This is a genomic window from Variovorax sp. YR634 (genome assembly GCF_900106655.1).
In the GTDB taxonomy this organism is placed as follows: domain Bacteria; phylum Pseudomonadota; class Gammaproteobacteria; order Burkholderiales; family Burkholderiaceae_C; genus Variovorax.
The window spans coordinates 114,161-137,871 of record NZ_FNOL01000008.1 but is presented as its reverse complement, the minus strand read 5'-3'; the positions used below and the strand labels follow the sequence as shown (position 1 = coordinate 137,871).

Annotated in this window: 23 protein-coding genes; 14 read left to right on the top strand and 9 right to left on the bottom strand. The window is 66.2% G+C overall.

The window, feature by feature from the left end:
• Window positions 1-7 precede the first annotated feature (7 nt).
• Window positions 8-427, top strand: coding sequence for a ribosomal maturation YjgA family protein (locus BLV60_RS16140; RefSeq protein ID WP_093056389.1), 420 nt, complete (start codon window positions 8-10; stop codon window positions 425-427).
• Here BLV60_RS16140 and mtgA read toward each other — a convergent pair.
• Genes mtgA through BLV60_RS16115 form a run of 5 tightly spaced genes read right to left on the bottom strand, consistent with a single transcriptional unit; the run spans window position 393 to window position 5,623 of the window.
• The gene (mtgA, locus tag BLV60_RS16135; RefSeq protein ID WP_093056242.1) at window positions 393-1,136 is read right to left on the bottom strand and encodes a monofunctional biosynthetic peptidoglycan transglycosylase; all 744 of its coding nucleotides are present in this window, start codon (window positions 1,134-1,136) and stop codon (window positions 393-395) included. The genes BLV60_RS16140 and mtgA overlap by 35 nt on opposite strands.
• On the bottom strand, window positions 1,133-1,981 hold the full coding sequence (gene aroE, locus BLV60_RS16130; RefSeq protein WP_093056240.1) for a shikimate dehydrogenase: 849 nt from the start codon (window positions 1,979-1,981) through the stop codon (window positions 1,133-1,135). The genes mtgA and aroE overlap by 4 nt, the downstream gene beginning before the upstream one ends.
• Before the next feature lie 30 nt (window positions 1,982-2,011).
• Entirely contained in the window at window positions 2,012-2,866 is an 855-nt protein-coding gene (locus BLV60_RS16125; protein ID WP_093056238.1) for an energy transducer TonB, read from the bottom strand.
• A gap of 49 nt (window positions 2,867-2,915) precedes the next feature.
• Entirely contained in the window at window positions 2,916-4,982 is a 2,067-nt protein-coding gene (locus BLV60_RS16120; RefSeq protein ID WP_093056236.1) for a ribonuclease catalytic domain-containing protein, read from the bottom strand.
• A gap of 47 nt (window positions 4,983-5,029) precedes the next feature.
• The gene (locus BLV60_RS16115) at window positions 5,030-5,623 is read right to left on the bottom strand and encodes a YqiA/YcfP family alpha/beta fold hydrolase (protein WP_093056235.1); all 594 of its coding nucleotides are present in this window, start codon (window positions 5,621-5,623) and stop codon (window positions 5,030-5,032) included.
• A 385-nt stretch (window positions 5,624-6,008) separates the two neighbouring features.
• Between BLV60_RS16115 and BLV60_RS16110 the strand changes: the two genes are divergently transcribed.
• From BLV60_RS16110 to BLV60_RS16085, 6 genes are all read left to right on the top strand, one after another.
• Window positions 6,009-6,755 carry a response regulator transcription factor gene (locus BLV60_RS16110; RefSeq protein WP_093056233.1) on the top strand — a complete coding sequence of 249 codons (747 nt, stop codon included), beginning with the start codon at window positions 6,009-6,011 and terminating at the stop codon, window positions 6,753-6,755.
• A gap of 6 nt (window positions 6,756-6,761) precedes the next feature.
• The gene (locus tag BLV60_RS16105) at window positions 6,762-8,612 is read left to right on the top strand and encodes a sensor histidine kinase (RefSeq protein ID WP_093056231.1); all 1,851 of its coding nucleotides are present in this window, start codon (window positions 6,762-6,764) and stop codon (window positions 8,610-8,612) included.
• A gap of 32 nt (window positions 8,613-8,644) precedes the next feature.
• Window positions 8,645-9,799 carry a rod shape-determining protein RodA gene (gene rodA, locus BLV60_RS16100; protein ID WP_093056229.1) on the top strand — a complete coding sequence of 385 codons (1,155 nt, stop codon included), beginning with the start codon at window positions 8,645-8,647 and terminating at the stop codon, window positions 9,797-9,799.
• Between the two features lie 55 nt (window positions 9,800-9,854).
• Window positions 9,855-11,315, top strand: a complete 1,461-nt coding sequence (gene tldD, locus BLV60_RS16095; RefSeq protein WP_093056227.1) for a metalloprotease TldD — start codon at window positions 9,855-9,857, stop codon at window positions 11,313-11,315.
• A 42-nt stretch (window positions 11,316-11,357) separates the two neighbouring features.
• Window positions 11,358-11,897, top strand: a complete 540-nt coding sequence (locus tag BLV60_RS16090; protein WP_093056225.1) for a hypothetical protein — start codon at window positions 11,358-11,360, stop codon at window positions 11,895-11,897.
• Window positions 11,898-12,132: 235 nt separating this feature from the next.
• Window positions 12,133-13,251: a 3-deoxy-7-phosphoheptulonate synthase gene (locus tag BLV60_RS16085; RefSeq protein WP_093056223.1), complete on the top strand. Its 1,119-nt coding sequence runs from the start codon at window positions 12,133-12,135 to the stop codon at window positions 13,249-13,251.
• A gap of 8 nt (window positions 13,252-13,259) precedes the next feature.
• On the opposite strand, the gene BLV60_RS16080 is transcribed toward BLV60_RS16085, so the two are convergent.
• Entirely contained in the window at window positions 13,260-13,778 is a 519-nt protein-coding gene (locus tag BLV60_RS16080) for a cupin domain-containing protein (protein ID WP_093056221.1), read from the bottom strand.
• A complete protein-coding gene (gene mpl, locus BLV60_RS16075; RefSeq protein ID WP_093056219.1) occupies window positions 13,775-15,178 on the bottom strand; it encodes a UDP-N-acetylmuramate:L-alanyl-gamma-D-glutamyl-meso-diaminopimelate ligase in 1,404 nt (467 codons plus the stop codon). The genes BLV60_RS16080 and mpl overlap by 4 nt, the downstream gene beginning before the upstream one ends.
• Window positions 15,179-15,289: 111 nt before the next feature.
• Between mpl and BLV60_RS16070 the strand changes: the two genes are divergently transcribed.
• The 7 genes from BLV60_RS16070 (at window position 15,290) to BLV60_RS16040 (ending at window position 21,655) form a co-directional block, all read left to right on the top strand.
• Window positions 15,290-15,886, top strand: coding sequence for a hypothetical protein (locus BLV60_RS16070; RefSeq protein WP_093056217.1), 597 nt, complete (start codon window positions 15,290-15,292; stop codon window positions 15,884-15,886).
• Window positions 15,887-16,438, top strand: coding sequence for a TlpA family protein disulfide reductase (locus BLV60_RS16065; RefSeq protein WP_093056215.1), 552 nt, complete (start codon window positions 15,887-15,889; stop codon window positions 16,436-16,438). It abuts the gene before it with no gap.
• 100 nt (window positions 16,439-16,538) lie between these two features.
• On the top strand, window positions 16,539-17,006 hold the full coding sequence (gene accB / locus BLV60_RS16060) for an acetyl-CoA carboxylase biotin carboxyl carrier protein (RefSeq protein WP_093056213.1): 468 nt from the start codon (window positions 16,539-16,541) through the stop codon (window positions 17,004-17,006).
• 2 nt (window positions 17,007-17,008) lie between these two features.
• The gene (gene accC / locus BLV60_RS16055) at window positions 17,009-18,358 is read left to right on the top strand and encodes an acetyl-CoA carboxylase biotin carboxylase subunit (RefSeq protein WP_081270245.1); all 1,350 of its coding nucleotides are present in this window, start codon (window positions 17,009-17,011) and stop codon (window positions 18,356-18,358) included.
• A 14-nt stretch (window positions 18,359-18,372) separates the two neighbouring features.
• Window positions 18,373-19,263 carry a 50S ribosomal protein L11 methyltransferase gene (gene prmA, locus BLV60_RS16050; protein WP_093056388.1) on the top strand — a complete coding sequence of 297 codons (891 nt, stop codon included), beginning with the start codon at window positions 18,373-18,375 and terminating at the stop codon, window positions 19,261-19,263.
• Window positions 19,264-19,315: 52 nt separating this feature from the next.
• Window positions 19,316-20,689 (top strand): zinc-ribbon and DUF3426 domain-containing protein, encoded by a 1,374-nt coding sequence (locus BLV60_RS16045; protein WP_093056211.1) that lies wholly within the window; start codon window positions 19,316-19,318, stop codon window positions 20,687-20,689.
• A gap of 63 nt (window positions 20,690-20,752) precedes the next feature.
• Window positions 20,753-21,655: a carbohydrate kinase family protein gene (locus BLV60_RS16040; protein ID WP_093056209.1), complete on the top strand. Its 903-nt coding sequence runs from the start codon at window positions 20,753-20,755 to the stop codon at window positions 21,653-21,655.
• Window positions 21,656-21,736: 81 nt separating this feature from the next.
• Here BLV60_RS16040 and BLV60_RS16035 read toward each other — a convergent pair whose 3' ends face one another.
• Both BLV60_RS16035 and BLV60_RS16030 read right to left on the bottom strand, forming a co-directional pair.
• A complete protein-coding gene (locus BLV60_RS16035; protein ID WP_019656794.1) occupies window positions 21,737-22,246 on the bottom strand; it encodes a histone H1-like DNA-binding protein in 510 nt (169 codons plus the stop codon).
• Window positions 22,247-22,442: 196 nt separating this feature from the next.
• Window positions 22,443-23,666: a ribonucleotide-diphosphate reductase subunit beta gene (locus BLV60_RS16030; protein WP_093056207.1), complete on the bottom strand. Its 1,224-nt coding sequence runs from the start codon at window positions 23,664-23,666 to the stop codon at window positions 22,443-22,445.
• Window positions 23,667-23,711 lie beyond the last annotated feature (45 nt).

The window sequence follows — 23,711 nt, the reverse complement described above, 5'->3', positions numbered from 1 at the left end:
GGGCGCGATGATACGGGCCATGCGATGGCGTTTCGATCCTCTTTCACTCGTGTGGGCGGTGGCCCTGTTTCTCGTTCTCGTGCTGCTGGCCACCGTCGGCGCGCGCTGGGGCTGGCTGCGCAGCTTCTTCGGCGACGTGCTGGCCGTGGTGTGGGTCTACTTCGTCTTCAGGACGGTGATTGGCGCGCGCGTGCTGCCGTTGGCGTTGGCTGCGCTGGGCGTGGGCCTCGCGGTCGAGCTCGGGCAGTACCTTGCGGCGGCGTGGCACTTGCACATTCCGAACCGCGCCTTGCGCATCGTGCTCGGCAGCACGGCTGACTGGTGGGACGTGCTGGCCTACGTGATCGGCTTTGCTGCCGTGCTGGCCATCGAGGGCCTGCGCGATGCGGTCGTCAGGGCAGCTCGGCCGCAGGCATCCGCGCCATGACCGTCGACGCACGTCCGCTCAGGTAGGGCGAGCCGATCCGGCGCTCGAAGAACTTGGGGCTCGGCAGCATCACTGCCAGGCGCGCGGCCTCGTTGGTGCTCAGGCGCGAGGCCGGCTTGCGGAAGTAGTACTGCGAGGCCGCCTCGGCACCGAACACGCCTTCGCCCCACTCGACGTTGTTGAGATAGATCTCTAGGATGCGCCGCTTGTCGAGCAGCACTTCGAGCAGCGTGGCAAGCACCAGCTCCTGGCCCTTGCGCAGCAAGGTGCGCTCGCCGGACAGCAGCAGGTTCTTCGCAAGCTGCTGCGTGATGGTCGAGCCGCCGCGCAGGCGCACCGGCTGTACCGGCTTGCCGCGCGCCACCGCGCGCGCTGCGCGCTTGGCGGCGAGTTCTTCGGCCCTGGCGTTGCGCTGGCGGGCGCGCTCGATGGCTTCCCACTCCACGCCGTTGTGATCGACGAAGCCGGCGTCTTCGCTCGCGATGACGGCGCGCTTGAGCGTGTCGTTGATCTGCGCGTAGGGCACCCACTCCTGCCGCCAGCCGCCGCTGCTGCCCTGATGAATGGCGATCTGAAAAGCCTCGGAGCGCTGGAACGCGGTGCTCTGGGGATCGAGCACGGTCATCGCCGCGATGCGCACCACGAAGAACAACTCGAGTGCCACGCCCGCCACCACGAGGCAGGCGATCAGGCGCAGCACTGCCTTCATTTCAGCTCGGCTCGAACTTCAGCCAGCACTTGCGCGGAAGGAGGCCGCACGCCGCGCCAGATCTCGAAGGACTCGGCAGCCTGCTCGACCAGCATGCCGAGCCCGTCGCGCGCGACCGCGCCATGCGCCTCGGCCCAGGCCATGAAGCCCGCCGCCGCAGGGCCGTACATCATGTCGACGGCGAGTCCGCCGGCGCGCAGCACGCTGGCCTTAACGGGCACTGCATCGCCCGCGAGACTGGAGGCGGTGGCGTTGACCACCACGTCGAAGGCGCCCGGCACTTCGTCGAGCGCCCAGGCTTCGAGCGATGCGCCGTGGCGCAGCGCAATGGCCGCATGGCGGCGAACCAGCTCGACGGCCTTGCCCACGGTGCGATTGGCCACCACGACGCGCGAAGCGCCCGCGTCGAGCAGCGGGCCGAGCACGCCGGCCGCCGCACCGCCCGCGCCGATCAGCAGCAGCGCCTTGCCTTGTAGCGGCACGGCCGCGTTGCGAACGATGTCGTTGACCAGGCCGATGCCGTCGGTGTTGTCCGCATGAATGCTGCCGTCGGCGTCGAAGCGCAGCGTGTTGACCGCCTGCGCGAGCAGGGCGCGTTCGCTGGTGTGCTGCGCGAGCGCAGCGGCCTCGAACTTGAAGGGCACGGTGATGTTGCAGCCGCGCGCGGTGTCGCCGCGTTCGGCGGCTTCGCCGCGAAAGGCCGCGATGCCTTCGGCAAACGCGCCGAGCGGAATCAGCCGCCGGCCGTAGTCCATCTGCTGGCCGCAGAGCTCGGCAAAACGTGCGTGGATGCGCGGCGAGCGGCTGTGCTCGACGGGGTTGCCCATGACGCAGTACAGGTCCATGGCGTCTGCCTTCTTTTGTTGCGTCTGCTTCTACTGCGAGGAGAGTTCGACCGACCCGTCGTGCGCGAACCGGAAGTGCGGCCGGATCACGATCTGGTCGGCGTGCTCCTTGCGCATCGCGTCGGTGAAGGTGCCGAAGTTGCCGACGCTGGCAACGATGGCCTGGGCGCGCTTGTCCAGCAACGCAATGCCCGAGCTTTCATCGACCACCGTCGAGAGCAGGCGACCGTCGAAGTTGACCGTGATGGTCATCGTCAGCTCGCCGTAGAGCTTCTTGCCGGCGAGCGTCGGAAAGTTGGCGGTCCCCTGCGCTTCCACCCGGCGGCGCAGCGAATCGACGTAGGTGGCGAAGGCCGCTTCTCGCGTGAAGGGGCTCAGGAAGCGCTTCTTCGGGCGTGCGTTTTCTTCGTTCACGCGCCGCTCGATTTCGGCCAGCAGATTGATCATCTGGCGGCGCTTTTCTTCCTGCGCCGTGGCCTCGGTCGGGTCCCCGGGGTTGCGCGGGTCGGGCGCGGGCATTGCGGCGAGGTCGCGCTTGAGCTGGGTGAGCATCTGCATCTGCTCGGTCTGCATCGCGTCGACCTTGCGCTGCGCATCTTCGAACGAATCGCCGACGGTGGTGAAGCTCGACGGCGGCAGCGGGCTGGTTGCGCGGCCCTTGTCGAGGTCGCCGCCGCCTGCAAGCGAGGTCTGGGCCCGCAGCCGGGCGCTGGGGTCGGGCTTGTCGTTGGTCTTGCTGTTGACCAGGATCACTTCGAGCGGTGTGTCGCTGAAGACCTTGTTGAACGATTCGGGATCGACGAAGCGCACCGCGAGCAGTGCGGCATGCGCAATGACCGACACGCCCAGTGCAATCTGCAGCGTGCTGAGGTCCTTGAAGTTCATTCTCGAAACTCCTCCAGGGGCCGCATTTCTTCGGACGATCCGCCGAAATTCATGCGGGTGTGTTTTCGGGCGCAGCAGCCTCGCTGTCGCTCAGGTCGACGGCAATGGCGATCGGGCCTGCGACCACTTCTTCTTCGTCGCCCTCATCGCTTTCGTCTGCGAGGGCCGCATCGGCCTTCGGCGTGTCGAGGCGTTCGAGCACCGTGCCGCTCACGTCGAGGGCGATCTCATCGATCTCGCCGAGCTTCACGCGCAGGCGGGCGCCGCGTTCCTGCTGGCCGGCCACGGGGAATACCAGCGGCAGCGTTTCGGCCCGCACCAGCGCGCCGTTCGGCAGGTCTTTGATGACGGTGGCTTCGAGCTCGGTGATGCCCTGCTGCTGCAGGTACTTCAGCGTCCAGAAGCGTTCCATGCCGCCCTGGTAGGCGTTGTACGTGGCATAGGCCGCGTCGAAGCCAGAGAGGATCGAGAACAGGTCGGCGTCCTTCGGCTTGAAGGGCGCGGCCAGTGCCGCGGTCTTGCCGTGGCGCGCGGCCGCGATGATCTGCCACTGGTTCACGAGGTCGGTGTAGCGGCGCAGCGGAGAGGTGCTCCAGGCGTAGCTCTTCACGCCAAGGCCCGCGTGCGGCAGTGCGCGCGTGCCCATGCGCACCTTGATGCCGGGCGCGAGGCTGGCCTGGCTGCGGTAGAGCCCGGGCACGCCCAGCTCGCCGAGCCAGCCGCCCCAGCTGCTGTTGGCCAGGATCATCGCTTCGGACACGATCAGGTCGAGCGGCGCGCCGCGCTGGCGCGTGCTGATCTGCACCTGCTCGCTGCCGGTGGGCTCGCCCTCGTTGCCGACGAGGCGGAAGTTGTAGTCGGGCCGGTTGAAGTTCTCGGGCTTGCCGCGCACCACTTCGCGCTGCGCCTTCAGCTGCTTGGCAAGGCGGAACAGGAACGAGAGCGGGGCGCGCAGTTTGGCGGCGGCTTCGGGCGTGTTGTCGCTCTGGAAGGACGCGTCTTCGAGCCAGGGCTGCGTGACGACGGTGTCGAGCTGGTCGTGGCGCAGGTTGGCCACGATGGGCACGCGCTCCAGCTTCGTTTCGGTGCCTTGCAGCTCCAGCGTGGCTTCGTCGAAGCGCGCGTACAGCGACACGGCCGGGCGGTCGCCGCCTTCGAGCAGCGTGTAGGTGTTGACCACCTCGTCGGGCAGCATCGTGATCTTGTAGCCCGGCATGTAGACCGTCGACATGCGCGCACGCGCCACGTTGTCGATGGCGCTGCCGGGCGCGAGCGCCAGGGCCGGCGCGGCGATGTGGATGCCGACGGTGACGGTGCCGGTGCCGAGGCCCTGCACGGAGAGGGCGTCGTCGATCTCGGTGGTCTGCGAATCGTCGATCGAGAAGGCCTGCACCTCGGCGGCCACGGGCAGGTCGTCCACGATGGCGGGCGCCGCGAGCGCGGGGAAGCCCGTGCCCTTGGGGAAGTTCTCGAACAGGAAGCGCCGCCAGTGGAACTGGTACGGCGAATCGATGGCGCCGGCGCGCTCCAGCAGGTCGAGAGGCGGACGCTGCGTGGCGCGCGCGGCGTCGACCACGGCCTTGTATTCGGGGGCGTTCTTGTCGGGGCGGAACAGGATCTTGTAGAGCTGCTCGCGCACGGGCGCGGGGCAAATGCCCTCGGCCAGCTGCGCGGCCCACTCGGCGATCTGCGCCTGGATGACCTTCTTCTTCTCGATGGCGGCCAGCGCCTGCTGCACGATCTCGGCCGGCGCCTTCTTGAAGCGCCCCTTGCCCGCGCGGCGGAAGTAGTGCGGCGCCTCGAACAGCGCGAACAGGGCGGCCGCCTGCTGGGCGAGCGAGGGCTTTTCGCTGAAATATTCGGCGGCCAGCTCGGCAAAGGCGAATTCGCCCTCGGGCGCGAATTCCCAGGCGAGGTCGAGATCGAGGGCGGCGGCGAGCGAGCGCGCCTCGGCGATCAGATCGGCGGGCGACGGCTTCTCGAAACGCAGCACGATGTTGGCGCCCTTGACCTTGACGCGCTTGCCGGTTTCGAGCTCGACTTGTGCCGATGCTTCGGCCTCCGACAGCACGCGGCCGCCGAGGTACTTGCCGGCTTCTTCAAACAATACAAACATGGCGCGGATTGTCCCATGCAGGATGGGCCCGCTCGGCCCGGCTGTGCTCAGACCGGGTTGATGAAGGCCATCACGTCGTCCAGGTGGGCCTTTTCGAAATCCGACAGGGCATGGTCGCTGCCCTCGAGCAGCTTGATGTTGCTGTCGGGGTAGCGCGCGGACATTTCGTGCCAGTCGAGCGCCTCGTCACCCTTGGCGATGATCGCGAACACGCGTTCGGGCCGCGTGAGCGGGCCGACTTCCATCGCACGAAGCTCGTGGATGTATTCGGGACGGAAGTAGAAATGCTCGGCGGGGTCGTGCCAGACGGTCTGGTCGCCGATGTAGCGGGTGAGGTCGCGCGCGGGATGCACGGCCGGGTTGAGCAGCACCGCGCGGCAACGCGTCATGCCGGCCACGTAGGTGGCGTAGTAGCCGCCGAGCGACGAGCCCACCACCGCCATCGACTTGCGCGGCCAGTGCGCGATGCCCTTCATCACCATGTCGATGGCATCGTGCGGCGACGGCGGCAATTGCGGGCACCACCACTGCAGATTCGGATGCTGCCGCGCCACGCGCTCCGCGACGATCCGGGCCTTGGTCGAACGAGGCGAAGAACGGAAACCGTGCAGGTAAAGCAGGTGTGTGGTTTGCGGATCCATGCGAGGAAAAGACGGGAGGTGCGGGCGTCGCACCTCGCTTGCCGGGAACGGGTAATTCTGCATGAGGTCTGTTCTCGCGAGGCCGCTTCCAACATACAAAAAACCCGCCGGACGAGGTTCTTCGGTAAGGCCATAGCTTACTGAGAGCCCGAGGCGCGCCGGCATTTCGCGTGCCCCGGTTCGGGGTGTGCCGTGCGTCGGGAATTCAAAAGTACTAAGGCCCTGACCACTGCGGCATGAATGGCCTACGTTCGGGTTACTTCATTTGCATGGGAAGGGGGATATGCCCTGCAAAAAAGCGGCGAAAGTTTCGCGGCGATGCTTCATCGTGGGCATCCCATGAACGGGGGAGGCGTGTATGGATTCCCGGTGCGCGCCGGGGCTTATGCTCATGCCCATGAACACTGAGGCTCAGGACGACGCGACGCTACGCCGCTGGGGTGTGCTGGTCGTCGAAGACGATAGCCGCGCGCGTGCCTTTTTTGAGGCCAGCGTGCAGCGCAGCCCGCGCCTTTTCTGGCTCGGCAGTGCGGGGACGGTGCAGGAAGCGCTGGGTTGGCTGTCCCGCACCACCACCATTCCCGACGTGCTTCTGGTCGATCTCGGCATGCCCGACGGCACCGGGCTCGACGTGATCCGCGACGCCGTGGCGCGCTTTCCAGGCTGCGAGCCGCTGGTAGTGTCTGTTTTCGGCGACGAAGAGAACGTGCTCGCCAGCATCGAGGCGGGTGCCGTGGGCTACATCCACAAGGACGCCGCGCCGGAGGACATCGCGCAGACCATCGTGGAGATGAAGGCAGGTGCCTCGCCGATCTCGCCCATGATCGCGCGGCGCGTGCTCGCGAAGTACCGCAGCCTGCAATCGGCGGCCGTTCCCGGCGCGCCGCCGGGTGCGGCGCCCGAAGCAGCCGCGGACGAATCCGACCGCGGCCTGCTGTCGGCTCGCGAACACGAGGTGCTGACGCTGATCGCGCGTGGCTTCTCGTACGCGGAGATCGCGCGGCTCAAGGGCCTGAGCGTGCACACCGTGCAGACCCACATCAAGAATCTCTACGGAAAGCTCGCCGTGCATTCCAAGAGCGAGGCCGTTTTCGAAGCGACGCGGCTCGGCCTGTTGTCTCATCCGGGCTGAGCACAGATGCGACCAAAATGGGCGTCGCTGCTGATGCTATGGCTGGCGATGCTCCTCGCGGGTATTGCCGGAGTCTCCAGCGCGGCCACGGCCGCGTCCGAGGCGCCGATCGAACTGCGCCAGGGCACCGTGACGACCACGGTCGGCGGCGTCACGCGCACCGAGCCGGTCGAGCTGTCCTACCACTGGGACCGCCAGCACAACGGCCGCCCTGGCATGGCGAGCTTCGACCTGCCGTTCACGCTCGAGACCGAGCCCGAGACGCCGTGGGGCATCTTCATTCCGCGCGTCGGCAACGTCTTCGAGGTGCAGTTGAACGACGCGCTGCTGCAGGTCTACGGCGACCTGGACCGCAGCAACGACGCCGACTACGCCAAGGCGCCCATCTACGTGCCGGTGCCCGGGCGCCTGCTGCGAAAGGGGGACAACCTCCTGCAGATCCGCCTGCACGCCGACACCGCCCGGCGCGCGGGGCTGTCGCAGGTGGTCATCGGGCCGGCCGCGCCGGTTCGCACCGAACTCTTCGAGAGCGCCTATGCATGGCGCTTCACCGGCTCGGTGCTGCTGATGGCATTCAGCCTGATCGTCGGCGGCATCGCGCTGGCGCTGTGGCTGACGCAGGTCGACGCCGATGCCAAGGGCGCCCAGCGGCGCGACGGCATCTACTTCTGGGCCGCGCTGGCGGAGTTCTGCTGGGCGGTGCGGGTGGCCGACGGCGTCATCGCCGAGCCTCCCCTGTCCTGGGGGCCCTGGGGCGTGCTGATGGCCGCCTGCTATGCGGGCTGGGCTGCCTCTTCCATGATGTTCGTCTACCACCTCGCGGGGTGGGGGCGCGACCGCCGCTACCAGTGGGTGCGCTGGCCTATTGCGGGCATCGTGGTCGCTACGGTGCTGTTCAGCGCGCTGTCGCTGCAGCGCGAGGAGCCGATGTGGCTCACCGGCTGGCTTGCCGTCCAGATCGTGTTCGTCCTGGCCTTCGTCAGCGCCTTCGCCGTCGACACCCTGCGCAAACCGAGCGCCGAGCGTTTGCTGGTGGCCGGCGCCGCTCTGGTGACGGTGATGTTCGGCGTGCGCGACTGGCTGGTGATCCGTCTCAGCGATGCCTATGGCGAGACCACCTGGGTGCGCTATTCGTCGGTGTTCTTCGGCGTGGCGCTGCTGCTGATCGTGCTGCGGCGCTTTCGTGCGGCGAGCGTGCTGGCGCGCGGATCGGTCGCGGCCCTGGCCGAGCGGGTGGCCCAGCGCGAACGCGAGCTGGCGGCCACGTATGCCGAACTCGAGGCCGCGGCGCGCGACCAGGCGCGCACCCACGAGCGCGAACGCATCCTGCGCGAAATGCACGACGGCATGGGCTCGCACATCACTTCGGCGATCCGGCAGCTGCAGTCGGGCCAGACCAGCTCGGGCGACCTGCTGCGCACGCTGCGCGATTCGCTGGACCAGCTCAAGCTGCAGATCGATTCGATCCACCTGCCGCCGGGCGACGTGGGTGCGCTGCTGGCGGCGGCGCGCTACCGGCTGGAACCCCGCCTGGCGTCTTCGGGCATTGAGTTCGAATGGGCGGTGGACGAGGTGGAGCCGGTAGAGCGGCTCGGCGCGCAAGGCATGCGGCAGTTGCAGTTCCTGCTGTTCGAGGCGATCTCCAACGTGCTGCAGCACGCCCAGGCCACCGTGCTGCGATTCGAGGCCGGGATGCAGGGCACGACGGTGCAACTGCGGGTGATCGACAACGGCAAGGGCTTCGACGCCGTGAAGCATCGGCCGCGGTCGCTGGCGGAGCGTTCGGGGGCCATCGGGGCCCGGCTGACGGTTGAAAGCCGACCTGGACGCACGGTCGTTCAACTCGAATTCGATTGAGGTCGCAGGCAGGGCGGGGATAATCCGCCCTCATGTCTGCCGTGTTCAATCAGCCCTCCCTGGCGCGTCGCATTGCGCCCATCTTCCAGGGCTTCGACGGCTTTCTGGCCTTCGCCGTGCTGCTGCTCGCGTTCGCCGGGCTGCTGACCATGTATTCCTCGGGCTACGACCATGGCTCGCGCTTCGTCGACCATGGCCGCAACATGCTGCTGGCCGGCTTCATCATGTTCGTGGTGGCGCAGGTGCCGCCGCAGCGGCTGATGCTGGCTGCCGTGCCGCTCTACACGATGGGCGTGGCGCTGCTGGTGGCGGTGGCGCTGTTCGGCATCACCAAGAAGGGCGCCCAGCGCTGGATCAACGTGGGCGTGGTGATCCAGCCCAGCGAAATCCTGAAGATCGCGATGCCGCTGATGCTGGCCTGGTGGTTCCAGCGACGAGAAGGCCAGTTGCGGCCGCTCGACTTCGTGGTGGCAACGGTGCTGCTGGCGGTGCCGGTCGGGCTCATCATGAAACAGCCCGACCTGGGCACCTCGCTGCTGGTTCTGGCCGCCGGGCTGGCGGTGATCTTCTTTGCCGGGCTGCCGTGGAAGCTGATCGTGCCGCCGGTGCTGATCGGCGCGGTGGCCGTGACGCTGATCGTGGGTTTCGAGTCGAGGCTGTGCGCCGACGGGGTCGACTGGCGCGTGCTGCACGACTACCAGAAGCAGCGCGTGTGCACGCTGCTCGACCCGAGCAAGGACCCGCTGGGCAAGGGCTTCCACATCATCCAGGGGATGATCGCCATCGGTTCGGGCGGGGTGGGCGGCAAGGGCTTCATGCAGGGTACGCAGACGCACCTCGAATTCATTCCCGAGCGGACCACCGACTTCATCTTTGCCGCCTATTCCGAGGAATTCGGGCTGATGGGCAACCTGGCGCTGATTTCGGCCTTCATCCTGCTGATCTTCCGGGGGCTGGTGATCGCGACCAATGCGGCAACCTTGTTCTCGCGCCTGCTGGCGGGGGCGGTCACCATGATTTTCTTCACCTATGCCTTCGTGAACATGGGCATGGTGAGCGGCATCCTGCCGGTGGTGGGGGTGCCGCTGCCGTTCATCAGCTATGGCGGTACGGCCATGGTGACGCTGGGGCTCGGGCTGGGGATCCTGATGTCGATCGCCCGGGCGAGGAAGCTGGCGCAGAACTAGCGCCGGAGTGCCCTTTGGGGCAGCGCGGAAGAGGGCGGCTGCCTAGAATGTCGCGATGATCTCTCGCGAACCCACCATCGAGCGCCTCGCCACGGCGCAACAGCTCCTTCTCACGCCGTTCGGCCTCGACGAATCGCACCTGAGCAAGGCCTTGGCCGAGATCACCGCGCACCGGGTGGACGACGCCGACCTGTACTTCCAGTACACGCGCAGCGAGGGCTGGAGCCTCGAAGAGGGCATCGTCAAGACCGGCAGCTTCAGCATCGACCAGGGCGTCGGCGTGCGCGCGGTCAGTGGCGAGAAAACTGCTTTTGCCTATTCGGACGACATTTCCGAGGCCTCGCTGCTCGACGCGGCGCGCACGGTGCGCTCCATTTCCTCCGCCGGCCGCACAGGCCGTGTGAAGACGCCGGCCCGCAAGATCGCATCGAGCCGCTCGCTCTACGACGGTATCGACCCCATTTCTACGCTCGACAGCACCACCAAGGTGAAGCTGCTCGAAAAGGTCGAAAAGCTGGCCCGCTCGCGCGATCCGCGCGTGGCGCAGGTCATGGCGGGCCTGGCGAGCGAGTACGACGTGGTGCTCGTGGCCCGTGCCGACGGCACGCTGGCCGCCGACGTTCGCCCGCTGGTGCGCCTGTCGGTCACGGTGATCGCAGAGCAGAACGGCCGTCGCGAAATCGGCTCCGGCGGTGGTGGCGGGCGTTTCGGCCTGGCCTATTTCACCGACGAACAGATCGCCGAGTACGTCGACCATGCCGTGAAGGCCGCCCTGACCAACCTCGACGCACGCCCGGCACCCGCCGGCGAAATGACCGTGGTGCTCGGCTCCGGCTGGCCCGGCATCCTGCTGCACGAAGCCATCGGCCACGGGCTCGAGGGCGACTTCAACCGCAAGGGCTCGAGCGCGTTCTCGGGCCGCATCGGCCAGCGCGTGGCTGCCAAGGGCGTCACGGTGCTCGACGACGGCACGATCGCCGACCGCCGCGGCTCGCTCAACGTCGACGACGAGGGCAACGCCAGCCAGCGCAACGTGCTGATCGAGGACGGCATCCTCAAGGGCTACATCCAGGACGCGCTCAATGCGCGCCTCATGAAGGTCAAGCCCACCGGCAACGGCCGCCGCGAAAGCTACGCACACGTGCCGATGCCGCGCATGACCAACACCTACATGCTCGGCGGCGACAAGGACCCGAAGGAAATCGTCGCGAGCATCAAGAAGGGCCTCTACGCCACCAACTTCGGCGGCGGGCAGGTCGACATCACGAGCGGCAAGTTCGTGTTCTCGGCCAGCGAGGCCTACTGGGTCGAGAACGGCAAGATCCAGTACCCGGTGAAGGGCGCGACCATCGTGGGCAACGGCCCCGACGCACTCACCCGCGTGACCATGATCGGCAACGACATGGCGCTCGACTCGGGCGTCGGCACCTGCGGCAAGGAAGGCCAGAGCGTGCCTGTGGGCGTCGGCCAGCCGACGTTGCGCATCGATGGTTTGACCGTAGGCGGTACGGCCTGAGGGCTTGTTAAGCTGCGCTCCTTTCACAACAAGGAGCGTTCGATGAGGATCAGGATCAATTCGTCCGCGGCTCTGTGGGCCGTGACTGCCGTGGTGGTGCTGGCAAGCGCAGGTTGCGCGTCGCGCGGCGGCTCCGGCGGCAGCCAGCCCGCGGCTGCGCCGGCACCTGCAGCCGCCCCCGCGGCACCGGCGCGCGGCGGCGCGAAGGCCGGCATGGATGCCCAGGGCAATGTGGTCGACTCGTCGAAGGTCGAAGCCGGCAGCGGCCGCACCGTCAAGGGCCTGAACGGCTACGAAGGCGAAATCACCGGCAACCCGGCGCGCAACAGCAAGTTCGCGCGCCTGCAGATCGGTATGAGCGCCAGGCAGGTCACCGACCTCGCGGGTCCGCCGACCGATCAGGGCGCGTACGTGACGGGCAAGGCCTTCATTCCGTTCTATTTCGGCAGCGACCGCCATCGTTTCGAGATGACCTACAAGGGTCAGGGCCGCCTCATCTTCGCGGGTGGCGGCATGGGCGAATACACCAGTGGCAACCTGATCTGGATCATCCACAACGCCAACGAGTCGGGCTACCGGTAAACAACGCCGCGCCCGGCCGCTTGACCGGGTTTTTGCTTTCCGTGCTACATTTCGCGCACATGTCCGCCCTCCGCGCTTATTTCTTTGCCTACTTTTGGTTCCCGGTTTCCGGCGGACGAGAGGCGAGCGCGTAAAGCAAACGAACACCCTCCCAAAACCGCCGGTGCCCTGAGCCCCGGCGGTTTTTTTTTGCCCCTGCGATATCCACTCAAACCCGACAGACAAGGAAGCAACCATGAGCACGAACACTGCCCCCGCCAGCGACAGCTGGTATGCGAGCGTCGAAAAAACCAGCAAGACCGACGACGAACGCATCAAGGACATCAACGTGCTGCCCCCTCCCGAACATCTGATCCGCTTTTTCCCGATCCGCGGCACGCCTGTCGAAACACTGATCGAAGGCACGCGCCGCAACATCCACAACATCATGGCCGGCAAGGATGACCGGCTGCTGGTGATCATGGGTCCTTGCTCGATCCACGACCCGGCTGCCGCGCTCGAATACGCCCGCCGCCTCAAGGTCGAGCGCGAGAAATACGCCGGCACGCTGGAAATCGTGATGCGCGTGTACTTCGAGAAGCCGCGCACGACTGTCGGCTGGAAGGGGCTCATCAACGATCCGTACCTCGACGAAAGCTTCCGCATCGACGAAGGCCTGCGCATCGCGCGCCAGCTGCTGATCGACATCAACCGCATCGGCCTGCCGGCGGGCAGCGAGTTCCTCGACGTGATCTCGCCGCAGTACATCGGCGACCTGATCTCCTGGGGCGCCATCGGTGCACGCACCACCGAAAGCCAGGTGCATCGCGAACTGGCCTCGGGGCTCTCGGCGCCCATCGGCTTCAAGAACGGCACCGACGGCAACATCCGCATCGCCACCGATGCCATCCAGGCGGCGGCGCGCGGCCATCACTTCCTGTCGGTGCACAAGAACGGCCAGGTCGCGATCGTGCAGACCAACGGCAACCGCGACTGTCACGTGATCCTGCGCGGCGGCAAGGCTCCGAACTACGACGCCGCCAGCGTCGAAGCCGCCTGCAAGGACCTCGAGGCCGCCAAGCTGCCGCCCACGCTGATGGTCGATTGCAGCCATGCCAACAGCTCCAAGCAGCACCAGAAGCAGATCGACGTGGCGAAGGACATCGCTGCGCAGATTGCCGGCGGCTCGAACCGCGTGTTCGGTGTGATGGTCGAAAGCCACCTGCAGCCGGGCGCCCAGAAGTTCACGCCGGGCAAGGACCAGCTGTCGGGCCTCGAATACGGCAAGAGCATCACCGACGCCTGCCTGGGATGGGACGATTCGGTACAGGTGCTCGACACGCTCTCGAAGGCGGTCAAGCAGCGCCGGGGCTGAAGCGCGGGTTAGAGCATCCTGGCCAGGTCAGGCCAATGGTGCCGCATCGACGCAGCTTCGTCGCTGTCGGTCGGCACCATCGAAAAGTCGGCGAAATCGAAGCCCGGCCCGACCATGCAGGCGACCAGTGCGTAGTCGCCTGAACTGTGGCCCTGGATCGGCCGGGCCGCTTGCCATTGGCCGGCGGGCACCACATGCTGGGGACGCGTGCCGTGCGCATCGACCGGGCCCAGCCGCACATGGGCCGGCGCCGTGCGCATTGCGGCGTCGCAGGTCCACAGCGTGAGCGGCACGCCTTCCAGATGCACCCAGACTTCGTCGGACAGCACCCGGTGCCAGCGCGAATGCTGGCTCGCTTCGAGCAAAAAGTAGATGCTGGTCAGCGCGCTGCGCGGCGCGCGGCCGTCGGTGGGCGTGACGCTCGATGCTGAGCGGAACACCTCGCCGTACCAGCCGCCCTCGGGGTGGGGCTGCAGCTTCAGGGTCTCGATCAGTTCGTGGGCGCGTGTGAGCGGCATGGCGGTCATGATGCCGCCGCCGAGCGCAGCGCCGCAAGCAGTTTGTCGTGCACGCCGCCGAAGCCGCCGTTGCTCATGCAGACGATGTGATCGCCCGGCCGGGCCGCTGCGACGATCTGCTTTACCAGCGGCTCGATGGCTCCGGCCACCTGTGCGCGGTCGCCCATCGGCGCGAGCGCCGCAGCGGCGTCCCAGTCGAGCCCGGCCGTGTGGCAGAAAGACAGGTCAGCCGCCTCCAGGCTCCAGGGCAGCTGCGCCGCCATGACGCCCAGCTTCATCGTGTTGCTGCGCGGCTCGAAGGCCGCGAGGATGCGCTCACTTTTCTTGCCAGCAGCATCCAGCTTCTTGCGCAGGCCGTCGAGGGTGGTGCGGATGGCTGTCGGGTGGTGGGCGAAGTCGTCGTAGACCGTGATTGCGCCGCCGCCTTGCTCGACCGTGCCGCGCAGCTCCATGCGCCGGCGCACGTTGCGGAAGCTGCCCAGCGCACGGGCTGCCTCGGCCGGCGCCACGCCCACATGTTCGGCCGCGGCGATGGCGGCCAGCGCGTTCATCTGGTTGTGCAGGCCCGAGAGCTCCCATTCGACTCGGCCTACCAACTCGCCCCGCTGCAGCACGTCGAAGGCGTCGTGCGTGCCGCGCGCCTGCCATTCACCATTCGTGCCGAAGCGCGCGAGTTCGCTCCAGCAGCCTTGGGCCAGCACACGCTGCAGGCTTTCTTCGGTGGCATTCACTACCAGCCGCCCCGTGCTCGGCACGGTGCGAACGAGGTGATGAAACTGTCGTTCGATGGCTGCAAGATCATCGAAGATGTCCGCGTGATCGAACTCGAGGTTGTTCAGCACGGCGGTGCGCGGCCGGTAGTGCACGAACTTGCTGCGCTTGTCGAAGAAGGCTGTGTCGTACTCGTCGGCCTCGATCACGAAGGCCGGGCCGTCGCCCAGCCGGGCCGAGACGCCGAAGTCCAGCGGCACGCCGCCCACCAGGAAGCCGGGCGCCTTGCCGCCCTTTTCCAGCACCCAGGCCAGCATCGAGGTGGTCGTCGTCTTGCCGTGCGTGCCGGCCACGGCCAGCACGTGGCGGCCGAGCAGCACATGCTCGGCCAGCCATTGCGGACCGCTGGTGTAGGGCTTGCCGGCGTCGAGGATGGCTTCCATCAGCGGGAACTTGGGGCTTCCGTCGGGCAGCCGCGCGCGGGACACCACGTTGCCGACCACGAACATGTCGGGCGCCAGGGAAAGCTGGTCGGCGCCAAAGCCCCCGATCAGGTCGATGCCGAGGGCGCGCAGCTGGTCGCTCATCGGGGGGTACACGCCGGCGTCGCAGCCCGTGACCCGGTGGCCTGCCTCGCGCGCCAGGGCGGCCACGCCACCCATGAACGTGCCGCAGATACCCAGAATATGAATGTGCATCGGTCGATTCTAGGGAAGCGATGTGCCGCGCCCGTGCCTGGGCCGCGTGTTTGTCCCGCGCTTCGTACTGATGTTGCTGTGTGGGGCGCGTACTGCGGGCAAAATGCCCCGATGGACACGTCCAAGCGTGAAATTGCCGCCACTGCAGCCCGCCTCGTCGTCGAGGAGGGACTGGAATATGGTCCGGCCAAGCGCCGGGCCTTGCGCGACCTCGGTCTTTCAACGCGCACCGCTCTGCCCAACAACGACGAGGTCGAGGCCGAGGTGCGCGAGTACATCGAGCTTTTCTGCGCCGACACCCAGCCGCAGGAATTGCATGCATTGCGGCTTCTCGCGCTCGAATGGATGGAGCGCATGGCCGTCTTCCGCCCTCATGTGGGCGGCGCCGTGTGGCACGGAACGGCCACCCGGTTGTCAGACATTTATATTCAGTTGTTTTGCGATGATTCCAAATCGGCCGAAATCGCCCTGATCGATCACCACGTGGACTACGAGCCGCGCATGGTGACCGGCTTTCATGGCGAGCAGGTCGAGGCCCTGAGCGTGCACGCCCCGAGCCGTGCACTCGGCGAGGAAATCGGCGTGCACCTGCTGGTCTACGACCTCGACGACCTGCGCGGGGCCTTGAAGCCCGACGCCCAGGGGCGCGTGCCGCGTGGCGATCTGCCCGCATTGCGCCGACTGATTGAACGAGAAAAGGACAAGTGAATGACTTCTTCGCCCACCCGACGCGGCATGCTCTATGCCGGCGTGGCGGCAGCGGCTGCGGCCGCCGGGCTCGGCGGCGCATGGTGGAAGGAGCGCGGCAGCAGTGGCGCAGCGGGCGGGGAGATGCTCGACGCGGCCTTCTGGGCCCAAAGCTTCGAGCGCCCGGAGGGTGGTGACCTCGTCCTGTCGAGCCTGCGCGGCAAGCCGCTGCTGCTCAACTTCTGGGCGACGTGGTGCCCGCCCTGCGTTGAAGAAATGCCGATGATCGACGCTTTCTTCCGTGCAAATGGTGCCAACGGCTGGCAAGTGGTTGGATTGGCCATCGATCAACCCAGCGCCGTGCGCAAGTTCCTGCAACGCACGCCCGTCACCTACCCAACCGGCCTGGCCGGCCTTCAGGGTACGGAGCTGGTCAAGAATCTGGGCAATACGGGTGGCGGTTTGCCCTTCACGCTGGTCCTGAATGCGAACGGCTCCGTGGCCGCCCGTAAAATGGGCAAGCTCGAGACCACCGACCTGGACACTTGGCGACGCGAACTGGTTCATGGTTAGAATCAGTTCCTTACGCTGGCGTTAGACGCCGAACGCCGAAAATCACCGATTTTCGAACAAGTTATGTCCTGAAGACCGGCTCAGCCGGCACTGGAGTCCCATGGATCTGCGCAAACTCAAGACACTGATCGATCTGGTGTCCGAATCGAATATTTCCGAGCTGGAAATCACCGAAACCGAAGGCAAGGTTCGCATCGTGAAGGGCGGCGGCGCCGCTCCGGTGCAGTATGTGCAAACCCTGGCGGCGCCTCAGGCGGCTGCCGCACCGGCCGCAGCTGGCGCTCCCGCTGCACCCGCCGTGGCCAGCGCACCGGCGGCCGAAGCCGCTCCGGCCGGCCATGCCGTGAAGTCGCCCATGGTCGGCACCTTCTATCGTTCGTCCAGCCCGGGCGCTGCTGCGTTCGTCGAGGTTGGCAGCAAGGTCAACGAAGGTGACACCATCTGCATCATCGAAGCGATGAAGATCCTCAATGAAATCGAGGCCGACAAGTCCGGCACGATCACCCAGATCCTCGGCGAAAACGGCCAGGCGGTCGAATACGGACAGCCGCTGTTCATCATCGAGTGACCATGTTCAAGAAGATCCTGGTTGCAAACCGGGGGGAGATTGCCCTCCGGATTCAGCGTGCCTGCAGCGAGCTCGGCATCAAGGCCGTGATGGTGTATTCCGAAGCCGACCGCGACGCGAAGTACATCAAGCTGGCCGAAGAAGCCGTGTGCATCGGCCCGGCCCCCTCGGCGCAGAGCTATCTCAACATGCCGGCGATCATTTCGGCGGCCGAAGTGACCGATGCCGAAGCGATTCATCCCGGCTACGGCTTCCTGAGCGAGAACGCGAACTTCGCCGAACGCGTGGAGCAGAGCGGTTTCCAGTTCATCGGCCCGACGCCTGACAACATCCGCACGATGGGCGACAAGGTGTCGGCCAAGCAGGCCATGATCAAGGCCGGCGTGCCTTGCGTGCCCGGCTCCGAGGGTGAGCTCTCGGACGACGCCGCCACCAACAAGCGCATCGCGCGTGCCATCGGCTACCCGGTCATCATCAAGGCGGCGGGCGGCGGCGGTGGTCGCGGCATGCGCGTGGTGCACACCGAGGCGGCTCTGGTCAACGCGATCCAGATGACCAAGGCGGAAGCCGGCGCGGCCTTCAACAATCCGGCCGTGTACATGGAGAAGTTTCTCCAGAACCCGCGCCACATCGAAATCCAGATCCTCGCGGACAAGCACAAGAACGCGGTCTACCTGGGCGAGCGCGACTGCTCCATGCAGCGCCGCCACCAGAAGGTGATCGAGGAATCGCCCGCGCCGGGCATTCCGCGCAAGCTGATCGAGAAGATCGGCGAGCGCTGTGCGGCCGCCTGCAAGAAGATCAACTACCGCGGTGCCGGCACCTTCGAGTTTCTCTACGAGAACGGCGAGTTCTATTTCATTGAAATGAACACGCGCGTGCAGGTGGAGCACCCGGTGACCGAGTTCACCACCGGCATCGACATCGTCAAGACGCAGATCATGGTCGCGGCCGGCGAAAAGCTGCCGTTCACGCAGCGCCAGATCCAGATGCACGGCCACGCCATCGAATGCCGCATCAATGCCGAAGACGCGTGGAAGTTCACGCCGTCGCCGGGCCGTATCACGATGTGGCACCCGCCGGGTGGTCCGGGCGTTCGCGTCGACTCGCACGCGTACACCAACTACTTCGTGCCGCCGAACTACGACTCCATGATCGGCAAGATCATCGTCTACGGCGACACGCGCGAGCAGGCCATGGCCCGCATGCGCACGGCGCTCAACGAAACCGTGATCGAAGGCATCCAGACCAACATCCCGCTGCACCGCGAGCTGATGGTCGATTCCAAGTTCATGACCGGCGGCACCAACATCCACTACCTCGAAGAGTGGCTGGCTGCGCACAAGCGCTGACCCGGGCCGCCGCGATGTTCGAACTCCGCCTGATGGCGCCGGAAGACCGGGTCGAAACGCTCGGTGAAGCGCTCGATGCACTCGATGCATTGAGCGTGTCGGTGGAAGACGCCGACGCGCAGACCGACGCAGAGCAGGCGCTGTTCGGCGAGCCGGGCATGCCGCCGCCGAAGGAGGGCTGGCAGCGTTCGCGCGTGATCGCGCTGTTCCCCGACGAGGCGCTCGCCAAAGAGGCTGCGTCGGTGCTCGCGCTGCAGGACTTCTTCGAAGGCTGCGAGGTGCTCGGCATTGCGCCGGTGCCCGAGCAGGACTGGGTGCGCCTGACGCAATCGCAGTTCGCTCCCGTCGAGATCACGCCCGAGTTCTGGATTGTGCCGACATGGCATGAGCCGCCCGAGCAGGCAAGGCAGGTGATTCGGCTCGATCCGGGCCTGGCCTTCGGCACCGGCACGCATCCCACCACGCGCATGTGCCTGCGGTGGATTGCAACGCAGGGCGACGGCGTGCTGGCTAACCAACGCGTGCTCGACTACGGCTGCGGCTCCGGCATTCTTGCCATCGGCGCGGCGAAGTTCGGCGCAACCGACATCGACGCTGTCGACATCGACGAAGCCGCGGTTTCGTCGACCCGGCTCAATGCCGAGGCCAACGGCGTCCGGCTCAATGCTGGCCTGCCCGAAGCGGCGAAGGGCCACTACGACACCGTGCTCGCCAACATCCTGGCCACGCCGCTCAAGGTGCTCGCGCCATTGCTGCGCAGCCATGTGAAGGCGGGCGGATCGCTGGTGATGGCCGGAATCCTCGAGCGCCAGGCCGATGAATTGAAAGAGGCCTACGCGCCGTACGCAACGCTCGAAGTCAGCGACACCGAGGACGGCTGGATCCTCATGACCGCGCGCTGCTGAGCCGCCTTGCGCCCCTCCCGTGGCGGGGGCTCGACCCTACAATCGCCCGGTCATGAGTCTCGTCACGCGCTGCCCCGCCTGCACCACCACCTTCAAGGTGGTGCGCGACCAGCTTCGCATCTCTGATGGCTGGGTGCGCTGCGGCCGATGCAGCCATGTGTTCGACGCCACGCTCGATCTGCACGAGGCGCCCGATGGTGCAGCGCCGCCAGTGCAGGGCGGTGGCTACATGCCGGGGCTGATCGAGTCCGCCTCGGAGCCCAAGGTCGCGCCCGAACTTCCTGCGCCACCGCCGCCGCTCGAGTTGGAGCCCTCGTCGCCTGCCGAAGATGCGGACTTCTTCGACGACGAGCCCGAGCAGCAACCTCGGCATGCGCTGCCCCCGGAGGCTCCAGCGCCTGCACCGACACCGGCGTCGCCACCACCACCTCCAGCAGCGCTCGAGTTCTCGCTGTCATTGCCCGAACACGGCATCGTCGCCGACGAGCCATGGTCCGATCTCGACGTCAGCGAACCCGCGTGGAAGCCGCCACCGAGCACGCTGCCGCCGTTCCCGAACATCGACCTGAATCTCGCGTCGCCGCCGCCCGCGCCGCCACCCCCGGCGCCGCCGTTGCCCGTCGCCCCGCGCATCAAGGCAATGCGCGGGCTGATGATCGAGCGCGCGAGCGACGACGGCGCTGAAGGGGAGCGCGAGCAGGAAGAAAAAGACCACGACCAGGTGCAGATGCAGAAGGCGCTGCGCCGTGCCCGCATCAAGTCGGCCAAGATCGCGAGCGCCAAGGCGCGTGAGGAGCGTGCGGCTGCGAAGGCTTCGCCTGTTGTGGTGCAGGCTGAAAGCGAGTCCGACCTTGCACTCTCCCCGGATTTCGAACTGCCAATAGGGCATCCCTTCGCGGACGACGACGAGTCCTTCGAGAGGGCAACCGGCTTCTGGCAGCGCAAGAGCGTGCGCATCGTGCTGGTCCTGCTGGCGGTGATTGCCGTGCTGCTGCTCATCCTGCAGGTCATCCGCCACGAGCGCGACGGGATTGCCGCGCGCCAGCCCAATCTGCGGCCAGCCCTCGCCGCGCTGTGCCAGTACACAGGCTGTGAACTCGCGGCCCTGCGCCAGATCGGCGACATCGTGATCGAAGGCGCGGCCTTCGCGCGCGAGAAGAGCGGGGGCAACGACTACCGCCTGAGCTTCACCCTGCGCAATGGCGCCACCGTGCCGCTCGCGATGCCTGCCGTCGAACTCTCGCTGCTCGACACGCAGGAGCGCGCCGTCGTGCGCCGCGTGTTGTTGCCGGCGGACTACGGTGCACCGACGGTGCTGCAGGCCCGCGCCGACCGCGCAGCCTCGCTGCCACTGACCTTGTCCGCTTCGGAAGCCGCAGCGCTACCGCCGATCGCGGGTTACCGCGTCGAAGCTTTCTATCCCTGAGCGGGGCGCCTGCCTGCACGCGTCCTTTTCTCTTCCATCCACCATTCAACCAACGGCTCAACCATGGCAGCAGTGATTTGCGGGTCCCTCGCGTTCGACACCATCATGACTTTCGAGGGCCGGTTCGCCGACCAGATTCTTCCGGACCAGCTGCACATCCTCAATGTGTCGTTCCTGGTGCCGACGCTACGGCGTGACTTCGGCGGCTGTGCCGGCAACATTGCCTACAGCCTCAATGCACTGGGCGGCACTGCGCTACCGATGGCCACGCTCGGCAGCGACGGCGCTTCGTACCTCGAGCGCATGCGCTCGCTGGGCATCGACACCGAGTTCGTGCGCCAGCTCGACGACACCTTCACCGCGCAGGCGATGATCATGAGCGACGTCGACAACAACCAGATCACCGCCTTCCACCCCGGCGCGATGCAGCAGGCGCACATCACGAAGGTGGCCGCGCGCGACGACATCAAGCTCGGCATCATCGCGCCCGATGGCCGTGACGCCATGCTGCAGCACGCGGAGCAGTTCGCTGCCGCCGGCATTCCGTTCGTGTTCGATCCGGGCCAGGGTTTGCCGATGTTCGACGGCGAGGCGCTGCGTCATTTCGTCGATCTCGCGAGCTGGGTGGTGGTGAACGACTACGAAGGAAAGATGCTGTCGCAGCGCACCGGCTGGAGCCTGGCCGAGATCTCGAAGCGCGTGCGCGGACTGGTGGTCACGCTGGCGGCCGAGGGCTGCGAGATCTGGACTGACGGCGAGCGCGAGCACGTGCCGGGCGTGGTGGCCACCGAAGTGGTCGAGCCCACGGGCTGCGGCGACGCATGGCGTGGCGCGCTGCTGTTCGGTCTGGAAAAGGGTTGGCCGCTGGCGCAGTGCGCAGCGCTGGGCAACAAGGTCGGCGCGATCAAGATCGCGCAGCGTGGCCCGCAGAACTACGAGATCGACCGCAAGGCCCTGGGCCTCTGATCTTCTTCCCGCAGAAGCGCCAATAAAAAAGCCCGACACCGCGAGGTGCCGGGCTTTGCGCCTTCAAGGCCGCTGAGAAACTCAGGGCTTGCTGGCCGTGGGGAACGGCCAGGCTGCCTGGGGATTCAGCGTCGTTTGCGCCGCAGGGGCAGGCGCTACGGCTGCAGCCTTGGCGGGCGCAGCGGCCTTGGGAGCCTTCTTCGCAGCAGGCTTTTTGGCAGCAGGCTTTTTCGCGGCTTTCTTGGCCGCAGCCTTTTTCGCAGGCGCCTTCTTGGCAGCAGCCTTCTTCGCAGGCGCCTTCTTGGCGGCGGCCTTCTTTGCCGGGGCCTTCTTGGCAGCAGCCTTCTTCGCAGGCGCCTTCTTCGCTACGGCCTTCTTCGCCGGAGCCTTCTTGGCAGCGGCCTTCTTGGCCGGTGCTGCCTTCTTGGCGGCTACCTTCTTCGCAGGAGCCTTCTTGGCAGCGACCTTCTTGGCCGGTGCCTTCTTGGCGGCTACCTTCTTTGCCGGAGCCTTCTTAGCGGCCACAGCCTTCTTTGCCGGAGCCTTCTTTGCAGCGGCTTTCTTAGCCGGCGCTTTCTTTGCAGTTGCCATTTCTATTTCTCCTTGATCAAGTTGAAAAAATCAACCTATTGAAGCACTCCACGCACGTTGGGTAGCGTGAAGCGATTCATGGCGTTGAGATCTGAGCCCCAGCACCATGAACACCTGAGCCCCAGTCCATGCCGCGCTCTTTGGCGCGATCGGTGGCAAGGGCAATTCTTGAATTCATTAATTCTTGTCGAAAGATTCAATCCCAGGAGAGCGCACCACCCGACTGGTACTCGATCACGCGGGTTTCGAAAAAGTTGCGCTCTTTCTTCAGGTCAATCATTTCGCTCATCCAGGGGAACGGATTTTCTTCGTTCGGGAAGAGCGTTTCGAGGCCGATCTGCTGTGCACGCCGGTTGGCGATGTAGCGCAGGTAGCCCTTGAACATGGAGGCGTTCATGCCGAGCACGCCACGTGGCATGGTGTCTTCGGCGTATTTGTATTCGAGCTCGACGGCGCGCATGAAGAGCGCCTTGATCTCGGCCTTGAACTCGGAGGTCCAGAGGCCGGGGTTCTCGAGCTTGAGCTGGTTGATCAGGTCGATGCCGAAGTTGCAGTGCATCGACTCGTCACGCAGGATGTACTGGTACTGCTCGGCGGCGCCGGTCATCTTGTTCTGGCGGCCCAGCGCGAGGATCTGCGTGAAGCCGACGTAGAAGAACAGGCCTTCCATCAGGCAGGCGAACACGATGAGCGACTTGAGCAGCGTCTGGTCGGTCTCGTGGGTGCCGGTCTTGAAGTTCGGGTCGCTGATGGCGTCGATGAACGGGATCAGGAACTGGTCCTTCTCGCGGATCGACGGCACTTCGTTGTAGGCGTTGAAGATCTCGCTCTCGTCCAGGCCGAGCGACTCGACGATGTACTGGTACGCGTGCGTGTGGATCGCTTCCTCGAAGGCTTGGCGCAGCAGGAACTGGCGGCATTCGGGGGCCGTGATGTGGCGATAGGTGCCCAGCACGATGTTGTTGGCGGCCAGCGAGTCGGCGGTCACGAAGAAGCCGAGGTTGCGCTTGACGATGCGGCGCTCGTCTTCGGTCAAGCCGTTCGGGTCTTTCCAGAGCGCGATGTCGCGCGTCATGTTCACTTCCTGCGGCATCCAGTGGTTGGCGCAGGTGGCGAGGTACTTTTCCCACGCCCACTTGTACTTGAACGGCACCAACTGGTTGACGTCGGTCTGGCCGTTGATGATGCGCTTGTCGGAAGCCTTGACGCGTTGGGTGGCAGCAGGCGTTGCTACTGCGGCAACTGGACGCACGACTGCGCCGTCATCGAGCGCGCGGAGCGCGGGTTGCGCAATCGACGAAGTCGGAGCGTCCACCGAACGGCCTGCGGGCAAGCCGCTGGTCGATGCGTTGTGGTGCTGCAATCCTTGTTGCATATCCTTTGGTAAGGAGGGCTTGACTTCTTCGTCCCAGGTCAACATAGAAAAATCCAATGCTCAAATTATCGGAGTAACGATGTGAGTTGC